We start from the raw sequence: 18,571 nt of genomic DNA on the forward strand, positions 1-18,571 counted from the left end.
TTCGGGAGTTGGGCAAGCACGACGAGCCCCGGGTGTTGGACCTGCTGGGTACGGCGCTGTCCGGCGGGCCGACCGGCGAGCGCACCTCGGAGTTCTTCCGCTGGAAGCATCGGGACAACCCGTTCGGCGCCAGCCCGGGCCTGGTCGCGGAGAGCGCCGACGGTCGAGTGGTGGCCGTACGGCTGTTCCTGCGCTGGGAGTTCGTGTTCGGCGGCGAGGTGATCCGGGCGGTGCGCGCGGTGGATACCGCGACCCATCCCGACGTCCAGGGCCGCGGCCTGTTCCGTCGGCTGACCACCGATCTGCTGGAGCGGATCGAGGCGGACACCTCGCTGGTGTTCAACACCCCCAACGGCAACAGCCTGCCCGGTTATCTGAAGATGGGCTGGCAGGAGGTCGGGAAGGTGCCGATCGCGCTGCACCCGATCCGACCACTGGCCTTCGCCCGCGGGCTCAAGGAGTTGCGCGCCTCGGGCGACCTGACCGGCACCTCGCAGACGTGGAACTCGGTGGATCCGGCGGCCCGCTGTCGCTTCCCCACCGCCCGTCAGTTCTTCTCCGATCCCCGGGCCGCGATCGGCTTCGACGAGTTGGTCGCCGAGGCCGACGCGGGCGACGCGGCGATCGGGCACGACAAGCTGCGCACCGCGCTCACCGGCGACTTCCTGCGCTGGCGCTACGGGGAGGCACCGGGCCTGGACTACCGGATCGTCGCCTCCTACAAGAACGGCGAGCTGACCGGCGTGGTCTTCGGCCGGCCGCGCCTGCGTGGGCCGTTGGTCGAGTTCACGCTGTCCCAGATGGTGGTCCGCCCGGGCGACCGGGACACCGCGCGCACCCTGTTCTCCGGGGTCGCCATGTCCGGGTGCGACCACGTCGCGACACATCTGCCGCGCGGCTCGGAGGCGGCCCGCGCGGCCCGCTACGCGGGCTACGCCACACCGCCGCGCACCGGGATGCTCCTGGTCGCGCGGCCCGTGCACCCGCATCCGATCGACGTCCACGACCTGCGCTCGTGGCAGCTCTCCCTCGGGGACTTGGAGGTGTTCTAGCCCGGCGGCCGATGCCGCGCCGGACCGGTCCCGAGCCGGTCCTCCGCGCGCGCCACCGCCGTCCTGCGTCGCGCCGGTTCGCCGTTCCTGCAAGGAGTTCCGTTGTCGTCCCGACCTGCGTGGTTCACCCGGTGGACGGGTCGTCCGCCGCGGCTGCCGTGGGGTTCGCTGCTCGCGCTCGCCGCCGTGGGTGTCTACGTCTCGGTGTTCGCGTGGGCGATGGAGTACCGCCCCTACGACACCTGGGGCGCGCTGATCGTCTTTCCGCTGCTGCTGACCGTCAGCGTGCCGCTGCTGTCCCGGTTCTCCCGCGACGAGCCGCCGTGGGTACGGCGGTTGGTGATCGGCGCGCTGGTCGCCAAGCTGCTCGCGTGCTTCGCCCGCTACTGGATGTCCTTCGTGCTCTACGAGGGTCGCGCCGACGCGGCGACCTACGACCTGGTCGGGCGGGCCATCGCGCCGCACTTCCGGGACGGCGACTTCACCGTGGACATCGGCCGCAAGGTGATCGGCACCGGCTTCATCATGATCGTCACCGGGATCGTGTACGCGATCGTCGGCCAGTCGCTGCTCGCGGGCTACCTGGTCTATTCGTGGCTCGGGTTCTGGGGGCTGTACCTGTTCTGGCGCGCGTTCAACGTGGCCTATCCGGACGGCGATCGGCGGCGCTACGGCAAGCTGCTGTTCTTCCTGCCGTCCCTGCTGTTCTGGCCGTCGGGGATCGGCAAGGACACGTGGATGATGTTCACGCTGGGGATGGCCGCCTACGGCGTGGCGCTGCTTTTGGTGCGCAAGCGCGGGGCGTTCGTGTTCCTGATCCTGGGCGCGGTGGGCACCACGATGGTGCGGCCGCACGTGACGGTGCTGCTCCTGTGCGGGTTGTGCGTGGGGTATCTGCTGCGCAACCGGCCGCAACAGGCGTCCGCCCTCGGGCCTTTGCGTGCCGCCTTCGGGATCGTGGTGCTCGGGGTGGGCTGCGTGCTCGCGCTCCAGCAGGTGGGCACCTTCTTCGGTACACCCGGCATCGGCGCGGCGCAGGCCAACCAGGTGATCGCCAAGACCCAGACGCAGACCGCGCAGGGCGGTTCGGCCCAGGCGGTGGACGACCAGGCGGCGCTGGCGATCTCGCCGGCCGCGCTGCCGCAGTCGCTGGTGACCGTGTTGTTCCGGCCGTTCCCGTTCGAGGCGCACAACATCCAGGCCCTGGTCGCTTCGCTGGAAGGCGTCGTGCTGATGGGCCTGTTCGTGGTGGCGCTGCCCCGGTTGAAACGTATCCCGGGTCTGCTGATCCGAAGACCCTACGTGGCCTTCGTGATCGTCTACACACTGGTGTTCGCGCTCGCGTTCGCGAACATCCGCAACTTCGGCATCCTCACCCGCGAACGGGTCCAGGTGTTCCCGTTCGTGCTGGTGTTGCTCGCGGTGTCGAAACCGGAACGGACCGAGACCGTGAAGGGCGGCGGTTCGGAGCGGAGACGGCGGCGTGTGCCCGTGCGGCAGACGATGCCGGTCGCGGCCGATTCCGAGTCGGTGGGGACAGGTTCGACGGATCCGGGGTATCCCGGGGAATTCAGGGGGGATGGGACATGGCGGTGACCGGCAAGCCGGCGGTGCTCGGCGGAACGGCGCTGTTCGCGGAGGGCCTGCCGCTGACGCGGGTACGGGTGCCCGAGCGGGAGGAGTTGACGCGGCGCCTGGACACGATTTTGACGAGTGGTCAGCTGACCGACGGGTCCACGGTCTGCGAGTTGGAGGAGGCCGCGGCCGCGCAACTCGAGGTGCCCTACGTGGTGGCGGTGTCGAACTGCACGAGCGGGCTGATGCTCGCGCTCCAGGCGATGGGGGTCAACGGCTCGGTGGCGATGCCGGGCTTCACCTTCTCGGCCACGGCGCACGCGGCGCACTGGGCCGGGGCGGCGCCGGTGTTCGCCGAGGTCGACCCGGACACGCTGACCCTGGACCCGGCGGACGCGGCGAAGTTGCTGGCCGAGTCCGGGGCTTCGGCGCTGATGGCCACGCACGTGTACGGAACCCCGTGTCGGGTCGAGGAGTTGGCCCAGGTCGCCGACGACGCGGGGGTGCCGCTCCTCTACGACGCGGCACACGCACTGGGCAGCCGGCGCGCCGGCACCCCGATCGGCGGCTTCGGCGCGGCGGAGGTCTTCTCGCTCAGCCCGACGAAGGTGGTCGTCGCGGGCGAGGGCGGCCTGATCGCGACCCGCGACGAGGGCTTGGCCCAGGCATGCCGATTGGGACGCGGGTACGGCAACCCGGGCGACTACGACTGCGTCTTCCCGGGCCTGAACGCCCGGATGTCCGAACTCCACGCGGCGCTGGCCCTGGTCTCGCTGCGGGGCCTGCCGGAGCGGGTACGCACGCGCACCGAGCTGGTCGCGGCCTTCGCGACGGCGATCCGGGACGTCCCGGGCGTGCGGTTGCCGGTACTCGCCGAGGGCGACGTGTCGACGTGGAAGGACCTGACGCTGGTGATCGACCCGGAGCCGTTCGGCCTCGACGTCCCCACGCTGGCGCGGGCCCTGAAGGCGGAAGGCATCGACTCCCGCCGCTACTTCCACCCCCCGGTACACCGCCAAAAGGCCTACGCCCACCTGCCGGCCCGAAACCTGCCGGTAACGGACGACATCGCAGACCGGGTCCTGACCCTGCCACTGTGGTCACACATGGACCCGACGACGGTCACCACGCTGGCGGAGGCGGTAACCCGCCTGCACGAACACGCAGCGGAGGTACGGTCGGCGACCGGCGGATAGGGGGAGGAGCTTCGAAGGCAAGGCGAGGCGAGCCGGGGTCGGCGGCATTCGGCGGTCGGCCCGGCGGGAGTCGGGCGCGGCCCGGCCCGACCGGCCGCACACGGGGCCGCCGGGTCCGTCGGCCTTACGTGCCGGCCGGGCCGACTCGGCACACGAGCCGGCCCGGCCCGACCGGCGTCGTAGCCGACTCGGCTCCGCCGACCCCGCCCACAACCGCAGCCCGGCACCCCGAGGGCCCGGGTCGAGTCCTCCGACAGACCTGCCCAAGTGGGCCATGCGTTCCCGGCACGCGCTGCACTTCGGTGCCGGTGCCGGTGCCGGTGCGGGGTTGGTCCGAGTCGGTGATGGGCCGCCGCCGACTCGAACCAATCCCGCACCAGCCGGCCCGCAGCCACAAGCACAACGCCCGCCGAAAGCAACCGGCCCACCCGGGGACGTGGCCCGGAAGACTCGACCCGACCGTCCACCCGCTCCCCGCTGCCGGCCGGTTTCGCCGGCCAACGCACCAGTCTCGTCGGGGACCCTCCGTCTCGGAGCCCCGAACGCCGGCAGCGGCCCACCACCGACTCGGACCAACCCCGCACCAGCCGGCCCGCAACCACAAGCCACCGCCCACCGGAAACACCCAACCCACCCGGAAAGCTCGCCGGAAGACCCGACCCGAGCCCCCTCCCCGCCCCGCTGCCGGCCGGCTTTCGCCGGCCAACGCACCCGCCCCGGCGGGGACCCTTCGTCCCCGAGCCCCGCATGCCGCCGGTGGACCATCCGCCGCCTCGCCCCGCCCCCGCTCCCCCGGATGGGTGGCTGGGATCGCGCGGGTGTGGTGGGCGGGTGAGCGTGGGGGGATGGGTGTTGGTCGGTGGGTCGTGGTGCTTCGGGGGTCGCCGCGCTTGTTCTGGTGCTGGCCGTGGTCGTGTTGGGCTCGGCCGGGATTGCTCGGAGTACCGTGCTCAATCGGGCCTTCTATCAGGGGGCGCTCGACGACGAGCGGGCCTACAACCGGATGTACGACGAGGTGCTCGTCGATCCGGCCGCCGCCCAGGTCACGCGGGATCTGTTGGCGCGGATGCCCGTGCCGCCGTCGGTGGTGACCGCCAACCTCAAGACCGTGCTGCCGCCCGCGACCCTGCGCGGCATCGTCGACACCCAGATCGCGAACACGATCGGCTACCTGCGCGGCGAGCAGCCCGAGTTGCGGCTGATCCTGGATCTGCGGCCGGTCCTGGCCAACGTCGGCGGTGTCGCCGAGTTGTACCTCGGGGACCTGATCGCCAACGTACAGGGACGCCCCTCCGCCGACTTCGCCGCGTTTCGCGAGGGCCTGGACGTCACCCTCGACGACCTCGCCGCAGGCCGCCGGCCGGCCGACTTCCCCACCTTCGTGCTGGACGCCCCGAGCATCGCCGCCACCGCCGATGCCCTGGTCGCGGTGGTGCCGGCGGACGCCCGGCCCGGGGTGCGCGTCCAGGTGACCGCCGCGCTCGGCACCGGCGACATCGCGGGAGCGCTCGCCGTGGTCGGGCCGTACGTGCTGGGCGGCGGCGCCGGATCGGCCTCCTCCGACCTGGCCGAGCGCACCGACGACGGGCAGTGGGACGTGCTCCCGGACCTGCGCCGCGCCGGCCTGAACCTGAGCAGCGTGTCCACCGCCCGCGGCTTCACCAAAACGGCCCTCGGCCCGATCCAGACGCTGGCCACCGTGCTCGGCATCGCCGCCGTGGCCCTGCTGTGGCTCACCGGTCCCCGTGCGTGGACCCGCCGCGTCCCGCTGATCGGCTGGTCCCTGGCCGTCGGCGGAGCGCTGACCGGCGCGCTGGTCCTGTTCGTCCGCGGCCGACTGCCGTACGTACTGGCCCAGCCGTCGCCCACCTGGCCACATTCGGTGAACACGCTGGTCACCGATGTACAGGGGTCCGCGATCTCCTCCCTCACCGGCGTCGGCCTGTTCGTCGCGCTGGTCCCCCTCGTACTCGGCCTGCTCCTCGTCGCCGGCGCCTGGACCTGGCGTCGCGCCGCCGCCCGCCGAGCGCTGGACCTGCCCCCGCGCCACCGCATCGCGCTCGCCGCGACCGTGGCCGCGCTCACCGTCGCGGCCCTGGTCCTGGGCGCCACCGTGGTCCCCGTCGCGGCGGGCAAGAGCGAGGAAGCGCACTGCCTGGGGTCGATCGAGCTGTGCGAGCTGCGCTACGACGAGGTCGCCTACCTGACCACGCACAACGCCATGGCGAGCACCGCCGACCGGTTCATCGGCCCGCTCCAGGACCCGAACATCACCGCGCAGCTCAACGCGGGCGCACGCGGCCTGCAACTGGACACCTACACCTGGGAGCAGCCCGACCAGGTCCAGCCCCGGCTCAGCGTCTCCAGCTTCGCGCCGGACATGCAGGCCGAGGTGTTGCGGCTGATCGACCTGGCCAACCCGCCGCGCCCGGGCCTGTGGTTGTGCCACGCGCTGTGCCGCGCGGGCGCGATCCCGCTGGCCCCGACCCTGCGCGAGATCGGCGCATGGCTCGACGACAACCCGGGTGAGGTGGTGACGCTGATCCTGCAGGATGACATCACCGGCGAGCAGACCGAACAGGCGTTCCGCGAGGCGGGCGTCGAGCGGCTGCTGTACACGCCGTCCGCGGACCCGGCGGCGAAGTGGCCGAAGCTGGGGGACATGGTCCGCGACGGGAAACGCCTGGTGGTGTTCGCCGAGCGGGCCAGTGGTCCGGCGCCGTGGTACCGCAACTTCTACCAGTACGGCATGGAGACCCCGTTCACCTTCCCCACCCCCGCCGACATGTCCTGTGTGCCCAATCGCGGCGGCACCGACAAGCGGCTGTTCCTGATGAACCACTTCATCACCAACCTGGGCGGCAGCCGGTTGGACGCCGGGCAGGTCAACGCGCGCCGGTACGTGCTCGACCGGGCCCGCGCGTGCGAGGCGCAGCGCGGGCGACCGGTGAACTTCGTCGCGGTGGACTACGCGACGATCGGCGACGCGGTGGGGGCGGTCGAGGAGATGAACGCCGCCCGCGCCCGGTCGGGGTGATGCACTCCCGGAGTCCCGCAGAACCCGACGAAGTCCCGGAGCAACCCCCATCGGACACGCGTCGCGCGGCCCCGCCGGACCCGCCTCAGTCCAGTTGCCCGGCCAGTGCGCCGGCGAGGTCGGCGACGCGTTCGGGTGTCAGCGTCTCCGACGAGACGTACATCGCCGCCGAGCCCGGCCCGGTCACCCGCAGCCGTACCGCCGCGACGTGCCCGTTGCCGACCGGGATCACCCGCTGCGGCTCGCCCGCCCCGATGTCGTCGGCGAACGGGCCCAGGACCGCCACGCTCGCCTCGGAGTCGCGCTGGATCACCGGCAGCGCGATGTTGAGCGGGAAGCCGCGCCGGGCGCCGTACGTGCCCACGTCGACCTTGTCGGCGCCGACGCGGTAGGAGCAGGTCAGCGCGACGCCGTTGACCCGCTGGACCGGGGTGAGGTCCGACCGCGGGTCGCGGGCCGCCGCCTCGTCGTCGGACCACCCCTCGGCGCCGGACGCGGCCGGTTCGCCGGGGGTGACCGTGCCGTCGATGTGGGCCTTGCGGGCCGCGGCGGCGACGTCGTACGGCAGCGGGCACTTGGTGCCGTGCTCGCCGATCGGCCGGACCTGCTGTCGGAACTTCTCCACGTTCAGGCGTTTCCCGGACCCGCTCGGGCCGTCGTCGCCGCCGCACGCGCTCGCTCCGGTGATGACCATCGCCCCCGTCGCGAGCACGGCGAGGGTTCGGCCTCGAAAGTGCTGCCCATCGATCATGTGGGCAGCGTAGCGACGCCTCTCACCCTCGGTGTCAGCCCATCGGGTAGACCTCGAAGGCCGAGGCGAACCGGGTGCCCAGGCGCGAGCCGGCCGCCCGACCCATGCCCTCCAGGAACTCCTCCACCTCGGCCATCGGGTGCTGCCCCAGGCCGGCGAGGTAGGCCGCGTGCGCCTTCAGCGAGGCCACGCCGGTCGCGAAGTCCTCGGTGGTGTCCACCGCGTGCCCGGACCGCGGCGACCCGTTCGCCCAGACCGCCCGCACGCCGCCCCACGGCTGGTGTCCCTCCTCGACCAGTTCGGGGAAGATCCAGCGGTTGCCCGCGTCGCGCACCCCGTCCACCACGGCGCGGCCGACCGCGATGTGGTCCGCCTGGTTGAGGAACGCGCCGCCCCAGGTGTCCCGGAAGTTGCCGGTGATCACGATCTCCGGGCGGTGCCGGCGCACCACCCGGGACACCTCGCGGCGCAGCGGCACGCCGTACTCGACCACGCCGTCGGGGTGGCCGAGGAACTCGACCGTGTCCACGCCGACGATGCGGGCCGACTCGACCTGTTCGGCCTCCCGCAGCGGGCGACACTTGTCCGGCTCCAGGCCGTCGATGCCGGCCTCGCCGCTGGTGACCATGACGTAGGTGATCCGCTTGCCCTGTCGGGTCCATCGCGCGATCGCGGCGGCGGCGCCGTATTCGAGGTCGTCGGGGTGCGCGACGATGGCCAGTGCCCGTTCCCAGTCCTCGGGCAGCCTCTCGTACGGTTCGGGCGCGGTCTCGGTGGTCATCGCATGGTCCCTTCCGGGGTGGCCGTTTCGGCCGGTGGTACGCGGACCTCGTCATCCTGGCAGCGGCCGATAGGATTCGTCTCCTCATGAGCGCCACGATCGTCGTCAAAGACCTTGCCGCCGGACACGGTGACCGTGTCCTGTTCTCCGGACTGGACCTGGTGATCGCCCCCGGCGACGTCGTGGGCCTGGTCGGGGTCAACGGTGCGGGCAAGTCCACCCTGTTGCGACTGCTGGCCGGCCTGTCCGCGCCGGAGTCGGGTTCGGTACAGCTGTCGCCGCCGACCGCGTCGGTGGGCCACCTGCCGCAGGAGCCGGAGCGGCGGCCGGGCGAGACGGTGCGCGCGTTCCTGGCCCGTCGCACCGGCGTCGCCGCCGCGCAGGCCGCGCTGGACGCCGCGACCGAGGGGCTGGTCGAGGGTCGCGCGGGGGCCGACGACGAGTACAGCGTGGCGCTGGATCGTTGGCTGGACCTGGGTGGCGCGGATCTGGAGGAGCGGGCCGAGGAGGTCGCGGCGGAACTGGGCCTGGCGGTGGACCTCGATCGGGAGATGACCGCGTTGTCCGGCGGCCAGGCGGCCCGCGCGGGGCTGATGTCGCTGCTGCTCAGCCGCTACGACGTGTTCCTGCTCGACGAGCCGACCAACGACCTGGACCTGGACGGTCTGGACCGGTTGGAGAAGTTCGTCACCGGGCTGCGCGCGGGCACCGTGGTGATCAGCCACGACCGCGAGTTCCTGGCCCGCACGGTGGACCGGGTGGTCGAGCTGGACCTGGCCCAGCAGTTGGTGCGCAGCTTCGGCGGCGGCTACGACGCCTATCTGGCCGAGCGCGAGGTGGCCCGCCGGCACGCCCGCGAGGACTACGAGGAATACGCCGACAAACGCGGCGACCTCGAGGCCCGGGCCCGGATGCAGCGCGGGTGGATGGACAAGGGCACCCGCAACGCGCGGCGCAAGTCCACGGACAACGACAAGATCAGCCGCAAGACCCGGGCCGAGGCGAGCGAGAAGCAGGCGGCCAAGGCCCGGCAGACCGAGCGCATGATCGAACGCCTCGACGTGGTCGAGGAGCCGCGCAAGGAGTGGGAGCTGCGGATGGAGATCGCCGCCGCCCCGCGCGCGGGCGCGGTGGTGGCCATGCTGAACGGCGCGGTGGTCGAGCGCGGCGACTTCACGCTCGGTCCGGTGACGCTGCAGATCGACTGGGCGGATCGGGTCGCGATCACCGGCGCGAACGGCGCGGGCAAGTCGACGCTGCTCGCGGCGCTGCTCGGGCGCACCGGGTTGACGGCGGGTCAGGGCTCGCTCGGCTCGGGGGTGGTGGTGGGCGAGGTGGACCAGGCGCGCGGGTTGTTCCTGGGCGACCGGCCGCTCCTGGACGCGTTCTGCGCGCTGGTCCCCGATCTGCTGCCGGCTGATGTCCGCACGCTGCTGGCCAAGTTCGGGCTCAAGGCGGCGCATGTGCTGCGCCCGGCGGCGACGTTGTCCCCGGGTGAGCGCACTCGGGCGGCGCTCGCGCTGCTCCAGGCCGAGGGGGTCAACCTGCTGGTCCTGGACGAGCCGACGAACCACCTGGACCTGCCGGCGATCGAGCAGTTGGAGTCGGCGCTGGAGTCGTATGCGGGCACCCTGCTCCTGGTCACCCACGACCGCCGGATGCTGGACGCGGTCCGCACCACCCGCCGGTTGCGGGTCGCGGACGGCCGGGTCACCGAGGTCTGATCGGGCGCCGGAGCGGGGTATCGGCCCTCCGGCTCGCCCGCGGCTCGATCCGACCGTGGCCCGGTGTCGATCCGTGCCTCGCCGACCGCCCATGATCCATCGTTAGAATCAGCGGCCATGAGCGAACTGCCGCCGGGCGCGAACCAATCCTTACCGGTCGGCGTCGTGCGGGTACGGGTGCCCGGGCCGTTCGACATCTCCGCGCTGATCACCGGTGAGGACCGACGGGTGTCCGGCGACGCCGACTTCGTCTTCTTCAACCAGGTGTCCGCGCCCGGGGTGCGGCTCGGCGGCGACACCGTCACCGTGGATCCCGCCGGCCTGCGGGCGGGCGCGACGCGGGTGACCGTGGTGGTCAGTCCGGCCGATACCACGCACACCCTCGGCGAGCTGCCGCCGCCGGCGATGACGCTCACGGGTGCGAGCGGCACGCTGCTCGCGCGGTTCACCCCGCCGCGACCACGCACCGAGACGGTGTTGTTGCTCGCCGAGATCTATCGGCGCGGCGCGCAGTGGAAGGTGCGCGCGCTGGGTCAGGGCTACGCGGACGGCCTGGCGGGCATCGCCCGGGACTTCGGCGTCGACGTCGAGGAGGAGACGCAAACCCCGTCCGGCCTGTCCGAGTTCCAGCGCGGCGTGGTGGAGCTGACCAACGTCGAGCGGGCCCGGCACGGTCTGCGTCCGCTCGCCCCGCAGCCGCAACTGACCGCGTGCGCTCAGGCGTTCAGCGCGGACATGATCACCCGGGCGTTCTTCTCGCACACCGATCCGGACGGCCGCGAGCCGTGGGATCGGGCGATCGCGGCGGGCTACCTGTACAGCCGGATAGGGGAGAACATCGCGTGCGGCCAGCGCAGCCCGGCCGAGGTGGTGCAGGGGTGGATGGACAGCCCCGGGCACCGCAAGAACATCCTCACCGCGGAGTTCACCGAAATCGGTGTCGGATATGTCACCGGCGGCACCTACGGCACGTCCTGGACCCAGGTCTTCGGCACCCCTCGCTGACCCGTTCCGGGGTGGCCCGGCGGTCTCCCCGTTGACCCGAATGGGTATAAAGACGATGCCGGGATCGACGTCGGCGACAGTGGTGCGCTCCGTGTGCGGGCACCGGCGCACCCTCTCGCGTCGAACCGGCAACCGGGTGCGAGGAGGCCCGATGACGGTGCGTCATACTCGGTTGTTCGAGGCGAGGGAGATCACGTGCAGCTTGAGTTGGATCCGCCGTACGGCGTAGGGCCGATCAAGATCGGCATGTCCATGGACGAGGCAGAGACCGCTCTGCGCGAACTCGGAGGAGATCTGTCGGGACGCACTCGTGGGTTCGCCCACTTCGGTGCGGACCTCTCGATTCATGTGGTGAGCGACAAGGACGGACTGGTCGAGGCGATCGAGGTACACCGGTCCGAGGACGATTTCGCCGACACGGTCCTGTGTCTGGGCATCGACGTCTTCGGCACACCGGCCGTCGACGTCACCCGACTGCTCGGCGAACTGACACCCGTCCGGGTGGAGACCGAAGGCGCGTCGCTGGTGGCCCCGGAATTGCTGGTGGCCCTGTGGCAGCCGTTCGTGCCCGGACACGGCAACAACAACGGCGTGGTCGGCGAGGGCCTGTACTTCCGCACCGCCCTGGTCGCCGGCCCCGGATACTACGACAAGAGCGGGCAGCACCGGGCGATCCACGCCGGGTGAGCCCGACCCCGTGAGCGATCGGCTCGCGACGGGAACACGACGAGCCGAAGTCGTGGATCATCGCCGAGAAGTGGTTCGGCGGGGTCCACGACCTCGTCGGCCGACGCTACGGCCGCTCGGACTCCGCCGCCCGGTGTGTGAGCTCGCCACCCGGGCCGACGGGGCGGCCGTGACGCGGTGGACAGGGGTCTGCGGCGATAGGCGGGACGACGGCCCTTCCGGGGCCGGGCCGGGGTCGACGGCCCCCCGGGGCCCGCACGGCGGCCCCGGGGCCCTTCGTGGACGCGCCCGACCGCCTCGCTCAGACCCGGTTGCCCAGCAGGCCGTTCAGGACGGCAGCGCCCTGGGGCGCGTCGGACACGGTGACCACGAACTCGCGTCCGGAGACGAGGGTGAGCGTCAGGGCCTCGCCGGAGCGCTGCACGACCCCGGTCGCGCGCGACTTGATCCGGTATCCCCAGCCGCCGAACTCGCGCAGCGCCCGCACCTCGCGGTGTCCGGCCTCGCGGATCTCGCTCAGCGGCACCCGCTTGCGCGGCCACGGCAGCAGCCCGAACTCGACGGTCAGCCCGCGCTGGTCGGCGTGCACCCGCACGACCGACAGGAAGGCGCATAACACCGCGCCGCCCAAGAGCCCGATGCCCGAGCCGATGAAGCCGTACTTGACGCTGACCACGGCGGAGGCCACCACGAAGGCCCCGGTCAGGCCCACCATGACGGGTGAAACGGCGGTTTTGCTCCAGGACGAATGTACGAACGACGACATGGGACCCCTCTGTTGCCCGGTATCGGCTGCCCTTGCCGTCCGACGATATGCCGGCTCCCGCAAGCTGCGGGAGCCGACAAATCGTCAGCGCGCCGCCACGATCCGGCCGCTGACCTCGCCGAATCCGATACGCGTGCCGTTCGGACCGGGGGCGGTAGCGGTGATCGTGACCTCGTCGCCGTCCTCCAGATAGGTCCGGCTGGACCCGTCCGGGAGCTTGAGGGGGTTCTCGCCGTTCCAGGTGATCTCGATCAGCGCGCCGCGCTCGCCGACCTCGGGCCCGCTGACCGTGCCGGAGGCGAACAGGTCGCCCGGGCGCAACGACGCGCCGTTGACGGTCATGTGCGCCAACTGCTGCGCGGCGGTCCAGTACATCGACGCGAACGGCGGCCGGGAGATCACGTGTCCGTTGAGCCGGACCTCCATGCTCAGGTCCAGCCCCCACGGCTCGGCGGCGCGGTCGTCCAGGTAGGGCAGTGGCTCGACGTCGCGCGCGGGGGGTGCCACGCGCGCGGCGTCGAGTGCTTCCAGCGGCACGATCCACGGCGACACCGAGGTGGCGAACGACTTGCCCAGGAACGGGCCCAGCGGGACGTACTCCCAGGCCTGGATGTCGCGTGCGGACCAGTCGTTGAGCAGGCACACGCCGAACACGTGGTCGGCGAAGCCGTCGAGGCCGACCGGCGTGCCCAGTTCGGAGCCGGCGCCGACGACGAAGCCGACCTCGGCCTCGATGTCGAGCCGCCGGGTGGGCCCGAAGGACGGCACCGCGTCGGTCGGCGCCTTGCGCTGTCCGCTGGGGCGCACGATCGGGGTGTGCGAGACCACGACGGTGCCGGCGCGGCCGTGGTAGCCGATCGGCAGGTGCTTCCAGTTCGGGCTCAGCGGCTCGGTGCCGGGTCGGAAGATCCGGCCGAGGTTGCTCGCGTGGTGCTCGGAGGCGTAGAAGTCCACGTAGTCGGCCGGCTCGAACGGCAGCCGCAGCACCACGTCCCGTCGCGGGATCAGGTGCGGTTCGACGCTCGCCCGCCGGCTCGGGTCGGTCAGCCAGGTGGTGACCGAGGCCCGGACGCCGCGCCACGTCGCCCGCCCGGCGGCCATGAGCGCGGTCAGGCTCGGCGCGTCCAGTACGTCCAGGGGCGCGCCGACCGCGCGTGCGGCCGCGCCGGCGTCGAGCACGAAGTCGCCGATGGCCACCCCGACGCGCGGCCGGTCCGGCTCGTGGTCGGTGGTGAACACGCCGTAGGGCAGGTTGTCGATGCCGTAGCCCGAGTCGGTCGGCAGCGGGACCCAGGTGTTGGGCATGAAATGCGGCTCCTCGTGGGATCGGTCGCGATGGTGCGGGCGTTCAGTCCCGCCGGTGCGGGGGCTCGCCGAGCAGGCCGAGCGTGAGCGCGTCCTGGAGCGGCTCGGCGACGCTACAGGTTCCGTACGAGGTCAGGTAACCGCGCAGGCGGGTGCGCTCGGGCACGGAGAGTCCGTGTGCCATGCGGGTGAGTTCGGCGCTGTCGCGGGTGGCCAGCACATCCGCGAGCGCGTCCGGTTCGGCGCCGGCGACGGCGTGGTGGGTGGCGAGCATCAGGTTGAGGTAACCGTGGTGCTCGAAACCCGTGGTCGGGTCGGTGTGCCGCACGGCGTTGTGCAGCCCGGCCGTGACCTTGAACGGCATTTCGCGGACCCGGCACGCGTGGACGAACGCGGCCAGTTCGACCTCGTTCGGGAACGCGTGCGCGGCGGTGCCGCCGGTGCGGAACTTGGGCCGCCCGTACGTGCCGGCGAGATTGTCCAGGTCTGCGTCGAGGCCCGCGCCTTTGAGGACCTCGACGTAGCCCGCCGTCATCTCCGGCAGGTGTTCGTGCAGCGCCGCGACCGCCTTGCCGATCTCGCCGTCGCCGGCGACCTCGATGCCCTCCAGGAGCAACCCGGGGGTGTCCAGGATGGTGCGTACCGCGGGCCCCACCGTGGCCGGCCCGCCCGGCGCCACGAGCACCACGCGCAGCGGCGCCTCGGGGTCGGCGAGCGCGACCAGGTCGGGCAGGTGAGCGACGCCGACCAGGAAGTGCCGGACGAAGTCGGCGAACCATTCGGTGCGGTAGACCCGGTGCGCGGGCACCGCCTCGGCCATCGGGGCGTTGCCCGGCGGGAACAGCGCCGCGTCGTCCCACAACCCCGCGAACAGCGGCAGTTCGGGTCGTTCGGCGTCCGTGCCCGAGTTCTCGTCGGTGTTCGCGCTCATGTCCGCGGCGCCTTCCCGGCCCAGGTCCACGCGTAGGCCGGGTCCTCGCTCGCGAGGCCTCCCTCGCCGACGCCCAGGGGCCGGAACGTGTCCACCATGACCGCCAGTTCGTCGAAGAACTCGACGCCGATGCTGCGCTCGTAGGCGCCGGGCTGCGGCCCGTGCGCGTGTCCGCCCGGGTGCAGCGAGATCGACCCCTGGCCGATCCCGGAGCCCTTGCGGGCCTCGTAGTTGCCCCCGCAGTAGAACATGACCTCGTCCGAGTCCACGTTGGAGTGGTAGTACGGCACCGGGATCGACAGCGGGTGGTAGTCCACCTTGCGCGGCACGAAGTTGCAGATCACGAACCCCTGGCCCTCGAACACCTGGTGCGCGGGCGGCGGTTGGTGGATCCGGCCGGTGATCGGCTCGAAGTCGGAGATGTTGAACACGTACGGGTACAGGCACCCGTCCCAGCCCACCACGTCGAACGGGTGGGTGGGGTACACGTAGCGGGTGCCGGCGACCTCGCCGCCCAGGCCGCGGTGCTTGACCAGGACCTCGACGTCGGTGCCCTGGGCCAGGAGCGGCTGTACGGGCCCGCACAGGTCGCGCTCGCAGAACGGCGCGTGCTCCAGGAGCTGGCCGAAGCGGGAGAGGTAGCGCTTGGCGGGCGCGATGTGCGAGTTGGCCTCGATGCAGTACGCGCGCAGCGGCTCGTCGCCGCCGGGCACCCACCGGTGGGTGGTGGCGCGCGGCAGGATCACGTAGTCGCCGGGGCCGACGGTCAGCGCGCCGAAGACGGTCTCCACCGTCCCCGAGCCGGACTCGACGTAGACGCACTCGTCGCCGAGCGCGTTGCGGTACAGCGGGGAGGTGGTGCCGGCGACCACGTAGGAGATCCGCACGTCGGCGTTGCCGAGGACGAGCCGGCGGCCGGTGACCGCGTCGACGGCCTTCCACTCGTTGTCCGCGAACAGGTCGTGCAGCTTGAGGTGGCGCGGCTTGAGCGGGTGGTTGGCGGTGACCGTCTGGTCCGGGACCTCCCACACGGTCGCGTCGGCGATGGCCGAGGGGATCGCGCGGTGGTAGAGCAGGGAGGAGTCGGAGGAGAAGCCCTCCTCCCCCATCAGCTCCTCGTAGTACAGGCCGCCGTCCGGGCGGCGGTGCTGGGTGTGCCGCTTGGGCGGCACCTCGCCCACGCTGCGGTAGTACGCCATGACTGCCCGACTCCTCCGTCCGTCCCGCGCCCTGTGCGCTCGGCTGCCCGTCCTCGACCGTGTCGGCCCGCCCGGCCGCGCCGGCCGGGCGGACGCGTCGCGGCCTAGAGGTTGCCGCGCCGCTCCTGCTCGCGCTCGATCGCCTCGAACAGCGCCTTGAAGTTCCCCTTGCCGAAGCCGAGCGAACCGTGCCGCTCGATCAGCTCGAAGAACACGGTGGGCCGGTCCTGGACGGGCTTGGTGAAGATCTGGAGCAGGTAGCCGTCCTCGTCGCGGTCGACCAGGATCTTGAGTTCGCGCAGCGTCTCGACCGGTACCCGGGTCTCGCCCGCCCACTCCCCCAGGGTGTCGTAGTAGCTGTCCGGGGTGGACAGGAACTCGACGCCCATCTCGCTCATCGCGCGCACCGAGGCCACGATGTCGTTGGTGGCGAGCGCGATGTGCTGCACGCCGGGGCCGCCGTAGAACTCGAGGTATTCGTCGATCTGCGACTTCTTGCGGCTGATCGCGGGCTCGTTGAGCGGGAACTTGACCCGGTGGTTGCCGCTGGTGACGACCTTGGACATGAGCGCGGAGTATTCGGTGGCGATGTCGTCGCCGATGAACTCCTTCATGTTGGTGAAGCCCATGACGCGGTTGTAGAAGGCCACCCACTCGTCCATCTTGCCCAGCTCGACGTTGCCCACGCAGTGGTCGATGGCCTGGAAGTAGCGCTTGGGGTGCGCGGCGGGCTTGCCGCGGAACAGCGGCTCGGCGGCGACGAAGCCGGGCAGGAACGGGCCGTTGTAGGCGGAGCGGTCCACCAGGGTGTGCCGGGTCTGGCCGTAGGTGGCCAGGACCGCGCTGCGCACGGTGCCGTGCTCGTCGCTGTCGTCGTGCGGCTCGACCAGGACGGTGGCGCCGTGCTCGCGGGCGTAGGCGATCGCCTTGTCCACGTCCGGGACCTCGATGGCCAGGTCGGAGACGCCGTCGCCGTGGGCGAGGAGCGCGGCGCCGATCTCGGTGCCGGCGTGGACCTCGCCGGTGATCACGAAGCGGGCCTTGCCGGAGACGAGGACGTACTCGGCGACGTCGCGGGAGCCGGTCTCGGGGCCGCGGTAGGCGACGCAGGTCATCCCGAACGCGGTGGAGTAGTAGTGCGCTGCCTGTTTGGCGTTGCCGACGAAGAACCGGACGTGGTCCATCGCGATGACGGGGAAGGGGTCGCCCGCCGGGTCGTACTCGACGGCGCCGACGAGGACGTCGGTGTCTTCCAGGGTGTTGAAGGTGCTCATGACGGGCTATCCCCTCGGAAAGGAACGGATGCCGGAAGTACACTTCCGCTGACAACATCTGACAACATCTCGGCCGGGAGCTATACAGATTGCCTAGGTGAGAGAGCCATATGCGAGACGATCTTCAGGATTCGCGCATCACGCTGGACGAGTTGGACGTACGTCTCATTCGGGCGGGCCGGCAACATCCGCGCGCCGGCATGCTGGAGCTGTCCCGGTTGATCGGGGTCTCCCGCGCCACCGTCCAGGCCCGGCTGGACCGGATGGAGGCGGCCGGGGTGATCACCGGCTACGGCCCCGAGGTGGATCTGATCGCCGCCGGATACCCGGTCCTGGCCTTCGTCACACTGGAGATCGCCCAGGGCGGCCTGTCGGGCGTGGCCACCGCGCTGGCGGCGGTCCCCCAGGTGCTGGAGGCGTACGGCACCACCGGCATCGGCGACGTGCACTGCCGCATCGCCGCCACCTCGAATCAGGACCTGCAACAGATCCTGATCGACATCAACCGCATCCCCGAGGTGGTGCGCACCACGAGCGTCATCGCCCTGTCGGAGGTCGTCCCCATGCGCACCCTGCCGCTACTGGAGGCCCAAAACCGCCCCCGCCCGAGCCGGGTACCGGCGTTTCGGGATCACTCCGCGTAGCGGCAGGCCGGGTCAGGGGTGAGGGCTAGGGGCGGGATCGTCGAACTGTGTGGCGCCGGGCGCGATGGTGCTCACGAAGCTGGGGGGAAAGTTGATCTCGCCACCGGGCCGACTCTTGCGCATGCCCAGTCGATCTCCCGAGTCTCGAATCCACTGCGGCAAGGCAGGGTCCTCCTCCGGCGGCATGACGCGTGACACCCAGGTCCCGTCCGGCCCCGGCACGACCGACCGGATCTCGGACCGCCCCTGCTCGTAGGGCGATCGGCCGACCAGCAGCCAAACCCGGTCGGATTCCCGATCCCAGTGGAACTCGGGCCCCTGCCGGCTCTCCGGATACCAACGATCATCGCTGTAGACGACCTTGCCCCGCTCGCCCTCCCCATAGCCGTCCGGCTCGAACGTACGCACCACAAATCGTTCCAGTCGCGATCCCGACCGCGCCGGATCCGCCTTGGTCCGGACTTCCATGGCGTACCGATCCCACGGTGATCGCGCCCAATACTCGGGCGTGGCCACGCTTCCCGTGTGATAGCGACTGTGCTGGTCGTACGGCGCCGTCTGCGCCGGAACCGGAGTCGGCCCCACACCCTCACACCCGGCGACGACCATCGCGACGGCCACCCACGAAACGACTCGTCCTTGCC

Annotated in this window: 16 protein-coding genes; 8 read left to right on the forward strand and 8 right to left on the reverse strand. The window is 71.6% G+C overall.

From position 1 onward, the window contains the following. Positions 1–8 precede the first annotated feature (8 nt). From B4N89_RS04195 to B4N89_RS04210, 4 genes are all read left to right on the forward strand, one after another. Positions 9–1,052, forward strand: a complete 1,044-nt coding sequence (locus B4N89_RS04195; RefSeq protein ID WP_235618463.1) for a GNAT family N-acetyltransferase — start codon at positions 9–11, stop codon at positions 1,050–1,052. Between the two features lie 102 nt (positions 1,053–1,154). Next, positions 1,155–2,648, forward strand: coding sequence for a hypothetical protein (locus B4N89_RS04200; protein ID WP_078974512.1), 1,494 nt, complete (start codon positions 1,155–1,157; stop codon positions 2,646–2,648). Then, a complete protein-coding gene (locus tag B4N89_RS04205; RefSeq protein ID WP_078974513.1) occupies positions 2,639–3,823 on the forward strand; it encodes a DegT/DnrJ/EryC1/StrS family aminotransferase in 1,185 nt (394 codons plus the stop codon). Before B4N89_RS04200 ends, B4N89_RS04205 begins: the two co-directional genes overlap by 10 nt. An 859-nt stretch (positions 3,824–4,682) precedes the next feature. Then, positions 4,683–6,860, forward strand: a complete 2,178-nt coding sequence (locus B4N89_RS04210) for a hypothetical protein (protein WP_078974514.1) — start codon at positions 4,683–4,685, stop codon at positions 6,858–6,860. Positions 6,861–6,945: 85 nt separating this feature from the next. Here the strand turns inward: B4N89_RS04210 and B4N89_RS04215 are convergent, their stop codons facing one another. Both B4N89_RS04215 and B4N89_RS04220 read right to left on the reverse strand, forming a co-directional pair. Further along, a complete protein-coding gene (locus B4N89_RS04215; RefSeq protein WP_143657830.1) occupies positions 6,946–7,611 on the reverse strand; it encodes a hypothetical protein in 666 nt (221 codons plus the stop codon). 34 nt (positions 7,612–7,645) lie between these two features. Then, positions 7,646–8,392 (reverse strand): PIG-L deacetylase family protein, encoded by a 747-nt coding sequence (locus tag B4N89_RS04220; RefSeq protein WP_078974516.1) that lies wholly within the window; start codon positions 8,390–8,392, stop codon positions 7,646–7,648. Positions 8,393–8,478: 86 nt separating this feature from the next. Here B4N89_RS04220 and B4N89_RS04225 point away from each other — a divergent pair, with 86 nt between their 5' ends. From B4N89_RS04225 to B4N89_RS04235, 3 genes are all read left to right on the forward strand, one after another. Next, complete coding sequence (locus B4N89_RS04225) at positions 8,479–10,116, forward strand: ABC-F family ATP-binding cassette domain-containing protein (RefSeq protein ID WP_078974517.1); 1,638 nt, start codon at positions 8,479–8,481, stop codon at positions 10,114–10,116. Positions 10,117–10,233: 117 nt separating this feature from the next. Beyond that, on the forward strand, positions 10,234–11,121 hold the full coding sequence (locus B4N89_RS04230; RefSeq protein WP_078974518.1) for a CAP domain-containing protein: 888 nt from the start codon (positions 10,234–10,236) through the stop codon (positions 11,119–11,121). 195 nt (positions 11,122–11,316) lie between these two features. Then, on the forward strand, positions 11,317–11,808 hold the full coding sequence (locus tag B4N89_RS04235; protein ID WP_143657831.1) for a hypothetical protein: 492 nt from the start codon (positions 11,317–11,319) through the stop codon (positions 11,806–11,808). 301 nt (positions 11,809–12,109) lie between these two features. Here the strand turns inward: B4N89_RS04235 and B4N89_RS04240 are convergent, their stop codons facing one another. The 5 genes from B4N89_RS04240 to hppD all read right to left on the reverse strand — a co-directional run bounded on the left by B4N89_RS04240 (position 12,110) and on the right by hppD (position 17,193). Then, positions 12,110–12,574, reverse strand: coding sequence for a hypothetical protein (locus B4N89_RS04240; protein ID WP_143657832.1), 465 nt, complete (start codon positions 12,572–12,574; stop codon positions 12,110–12,112). Positions 12,575–12,658: 84 nt separating this feature from the next. Next, positions 12,659–13,879: a fumarylacetoacetase gene (fahA, locus tag B4N89_RS04245; protein WP_078974521.1), complete on the reverse strand. Its 1,221-nt coding sequence runs from the start codon at positions 13,877–13,879 to the stop codon at positions 12,659–12,661. Between the two features lie 43 nt (positions 13,880–13,922). Continuing rightward, positions 13,923–14,810, reverse strand: coding sequence for a hypothetical protein (locus B4N89_RS04250; RefSeq protein WP_078979100.1), 888 nt, complete (start codon positions 14,808–14,810; stop codon positions 13,923–13,925). Continuing rightward, a complete protein-coding gene (locus B4N89_RS04255) occupies positions 14,807–16,009 on the reverse strand; it encodes a homogentisate 1,2-dioxygenase (protein ID WP_078974522.1) in 1,203 nt (400 codons plus the stop codon). The genes B4N89_RS04250 and B4N89_RS04255 overlap by 4 nt, the downstream gene beginning before the upstream one ends. Positions 16,010–16,113: 104 nt before the next feature. Further along, positions 16,114–17,193, reverse strand: coding sequence for a 4-hydroxyphenylpyruvate dioxygenase (gene hppD, locus B4N89_RS04260; RefSeq protein WP_235618882.1), 1,080 nt, complete (start codon positions 17,191–17,193; stop codon positions 16,114–16,116). A gap of 200 nt (positions 17,194–17,393) precedes the next feature. Between hppD and B4N89_RS04265 the strand changes: the two genes are divergently transcribed. Then, complete coding sequence (locus B4N89_RS04265) at positions 17,394–17,927, forward strand: Lrp/AsnC family transcriptional regulator (protein ID WP_078974523.1); 534 nt, start codon at positions 17,394–17,396, stop codon at positions 17,925–17,927. A gap of 12 nt (positions 17,928–17,939) precedes the next feature. Here B4N89_RS04265 and B4N89_RS04270 read toward each other — a convergent pair whose 3' ends face one another. Further along, positions 17,940–18,548, reverse strand: a complete 609-nt coding sequence (locus B4N89_RS04270; RefSeq protein ID WP_143657833.1) for a hypothetical protein — start codon at positions 18,546–18,548, stop codon at positions 17,940–17,942. Between the last annotated feature and the right edge of the window lie 23 nt (positions 18,549–18,571).

This window comes from Embleya scabrispora (assembly GCF_002024165.1).
Taxonomy (GTDB): Bacteria; Actinomycetota; Actinomycetes; order Streptomycetales; family Streptomycetaceae; genus Embleya; species Embleya scabrispora_A.

Excerpts from the sequence above, each read along its gene's own strand:
- B4N89_RS04205 (WP_078974513.1), top strand. The coding sequence starts at position 2,639 with ATGGCGGTGACCGGCAAGCCGGCGGTGCTCGGCGGAACGGCGCTGTTC.
- B4N89_RS04215 (WP_143657830.1), bottom strand. The coding sequence starts at position 7,611 with ATGATCGATGGGCAGCACTTTCGAGGCCGAACCCTCGCCGTGCTCGCG.
- B4N89_RS04220 (WP_078974516.1), bottom strand. The coding sequence starts at position 8,392 with ATGACCACCGAGACCGCGCCCGAACCGTACGAGAGGCTGCCCGAGGAC.
- B4N89_RS04225 (WP_078974517.1), top strand. The coding sequence starts at position 8,479 with ATGAGCGCCACGATCGTCGTCAAAGACCTTGCCGCCGGACACGGTGAC.
- B4N89_RS04230 (WP_078974518.1), top strand. The coding sequence starts at position 10,234 with ATGAGCGAACTGCCGCCGGGCGCGAACCAATCCTTACCGGTCGGCGTC.
- B4N89_RS04240 (WP_143657832.1), bottom strand. The coding sequence starts at position 12,574 with ATGTCGTCGTTCGTACATTCGTCCTGGAGCAAAACCGCCGTTTCACCC.
- fahA (WP_078974521.1), bottom strand. The coding sequence starts at position 13,879 with ATGCCCAACACCTGGGTCCCGCTGCCGACCGACTCGGGCTACGGCATC.
- B4N89_RS04250 (WP_078979100.1), bottom strand. The coding sequence starts at position 14,810 with ATGAGCGCGAACACCGACGAGAACTCGGGCACGGACGCCGAACGACCC.
- B4N89_RS04255 (WP_078974522.1), bottom strand. The coding sequence starts at position 16,009 with ATGGCGTACTACCGCAGCGTGGGCGAGGTGCCGCCCAAGCGGCACACC.
- hppD (WP_235618882.1), bottom strand. The coding sequence starts at position 17,193 with ATGGACCACGTCCGGTTCTTCGTCGGCAACGCCAAACAGGCAGCGCAC.
- B4N89_RS04265 (WP_078974523.1), top strand. The coding sequence starts at position 17,394 with ATGCGAGACGATCTTCAGGATTCGCGCATCACGCTGGACGAGTTGGAC.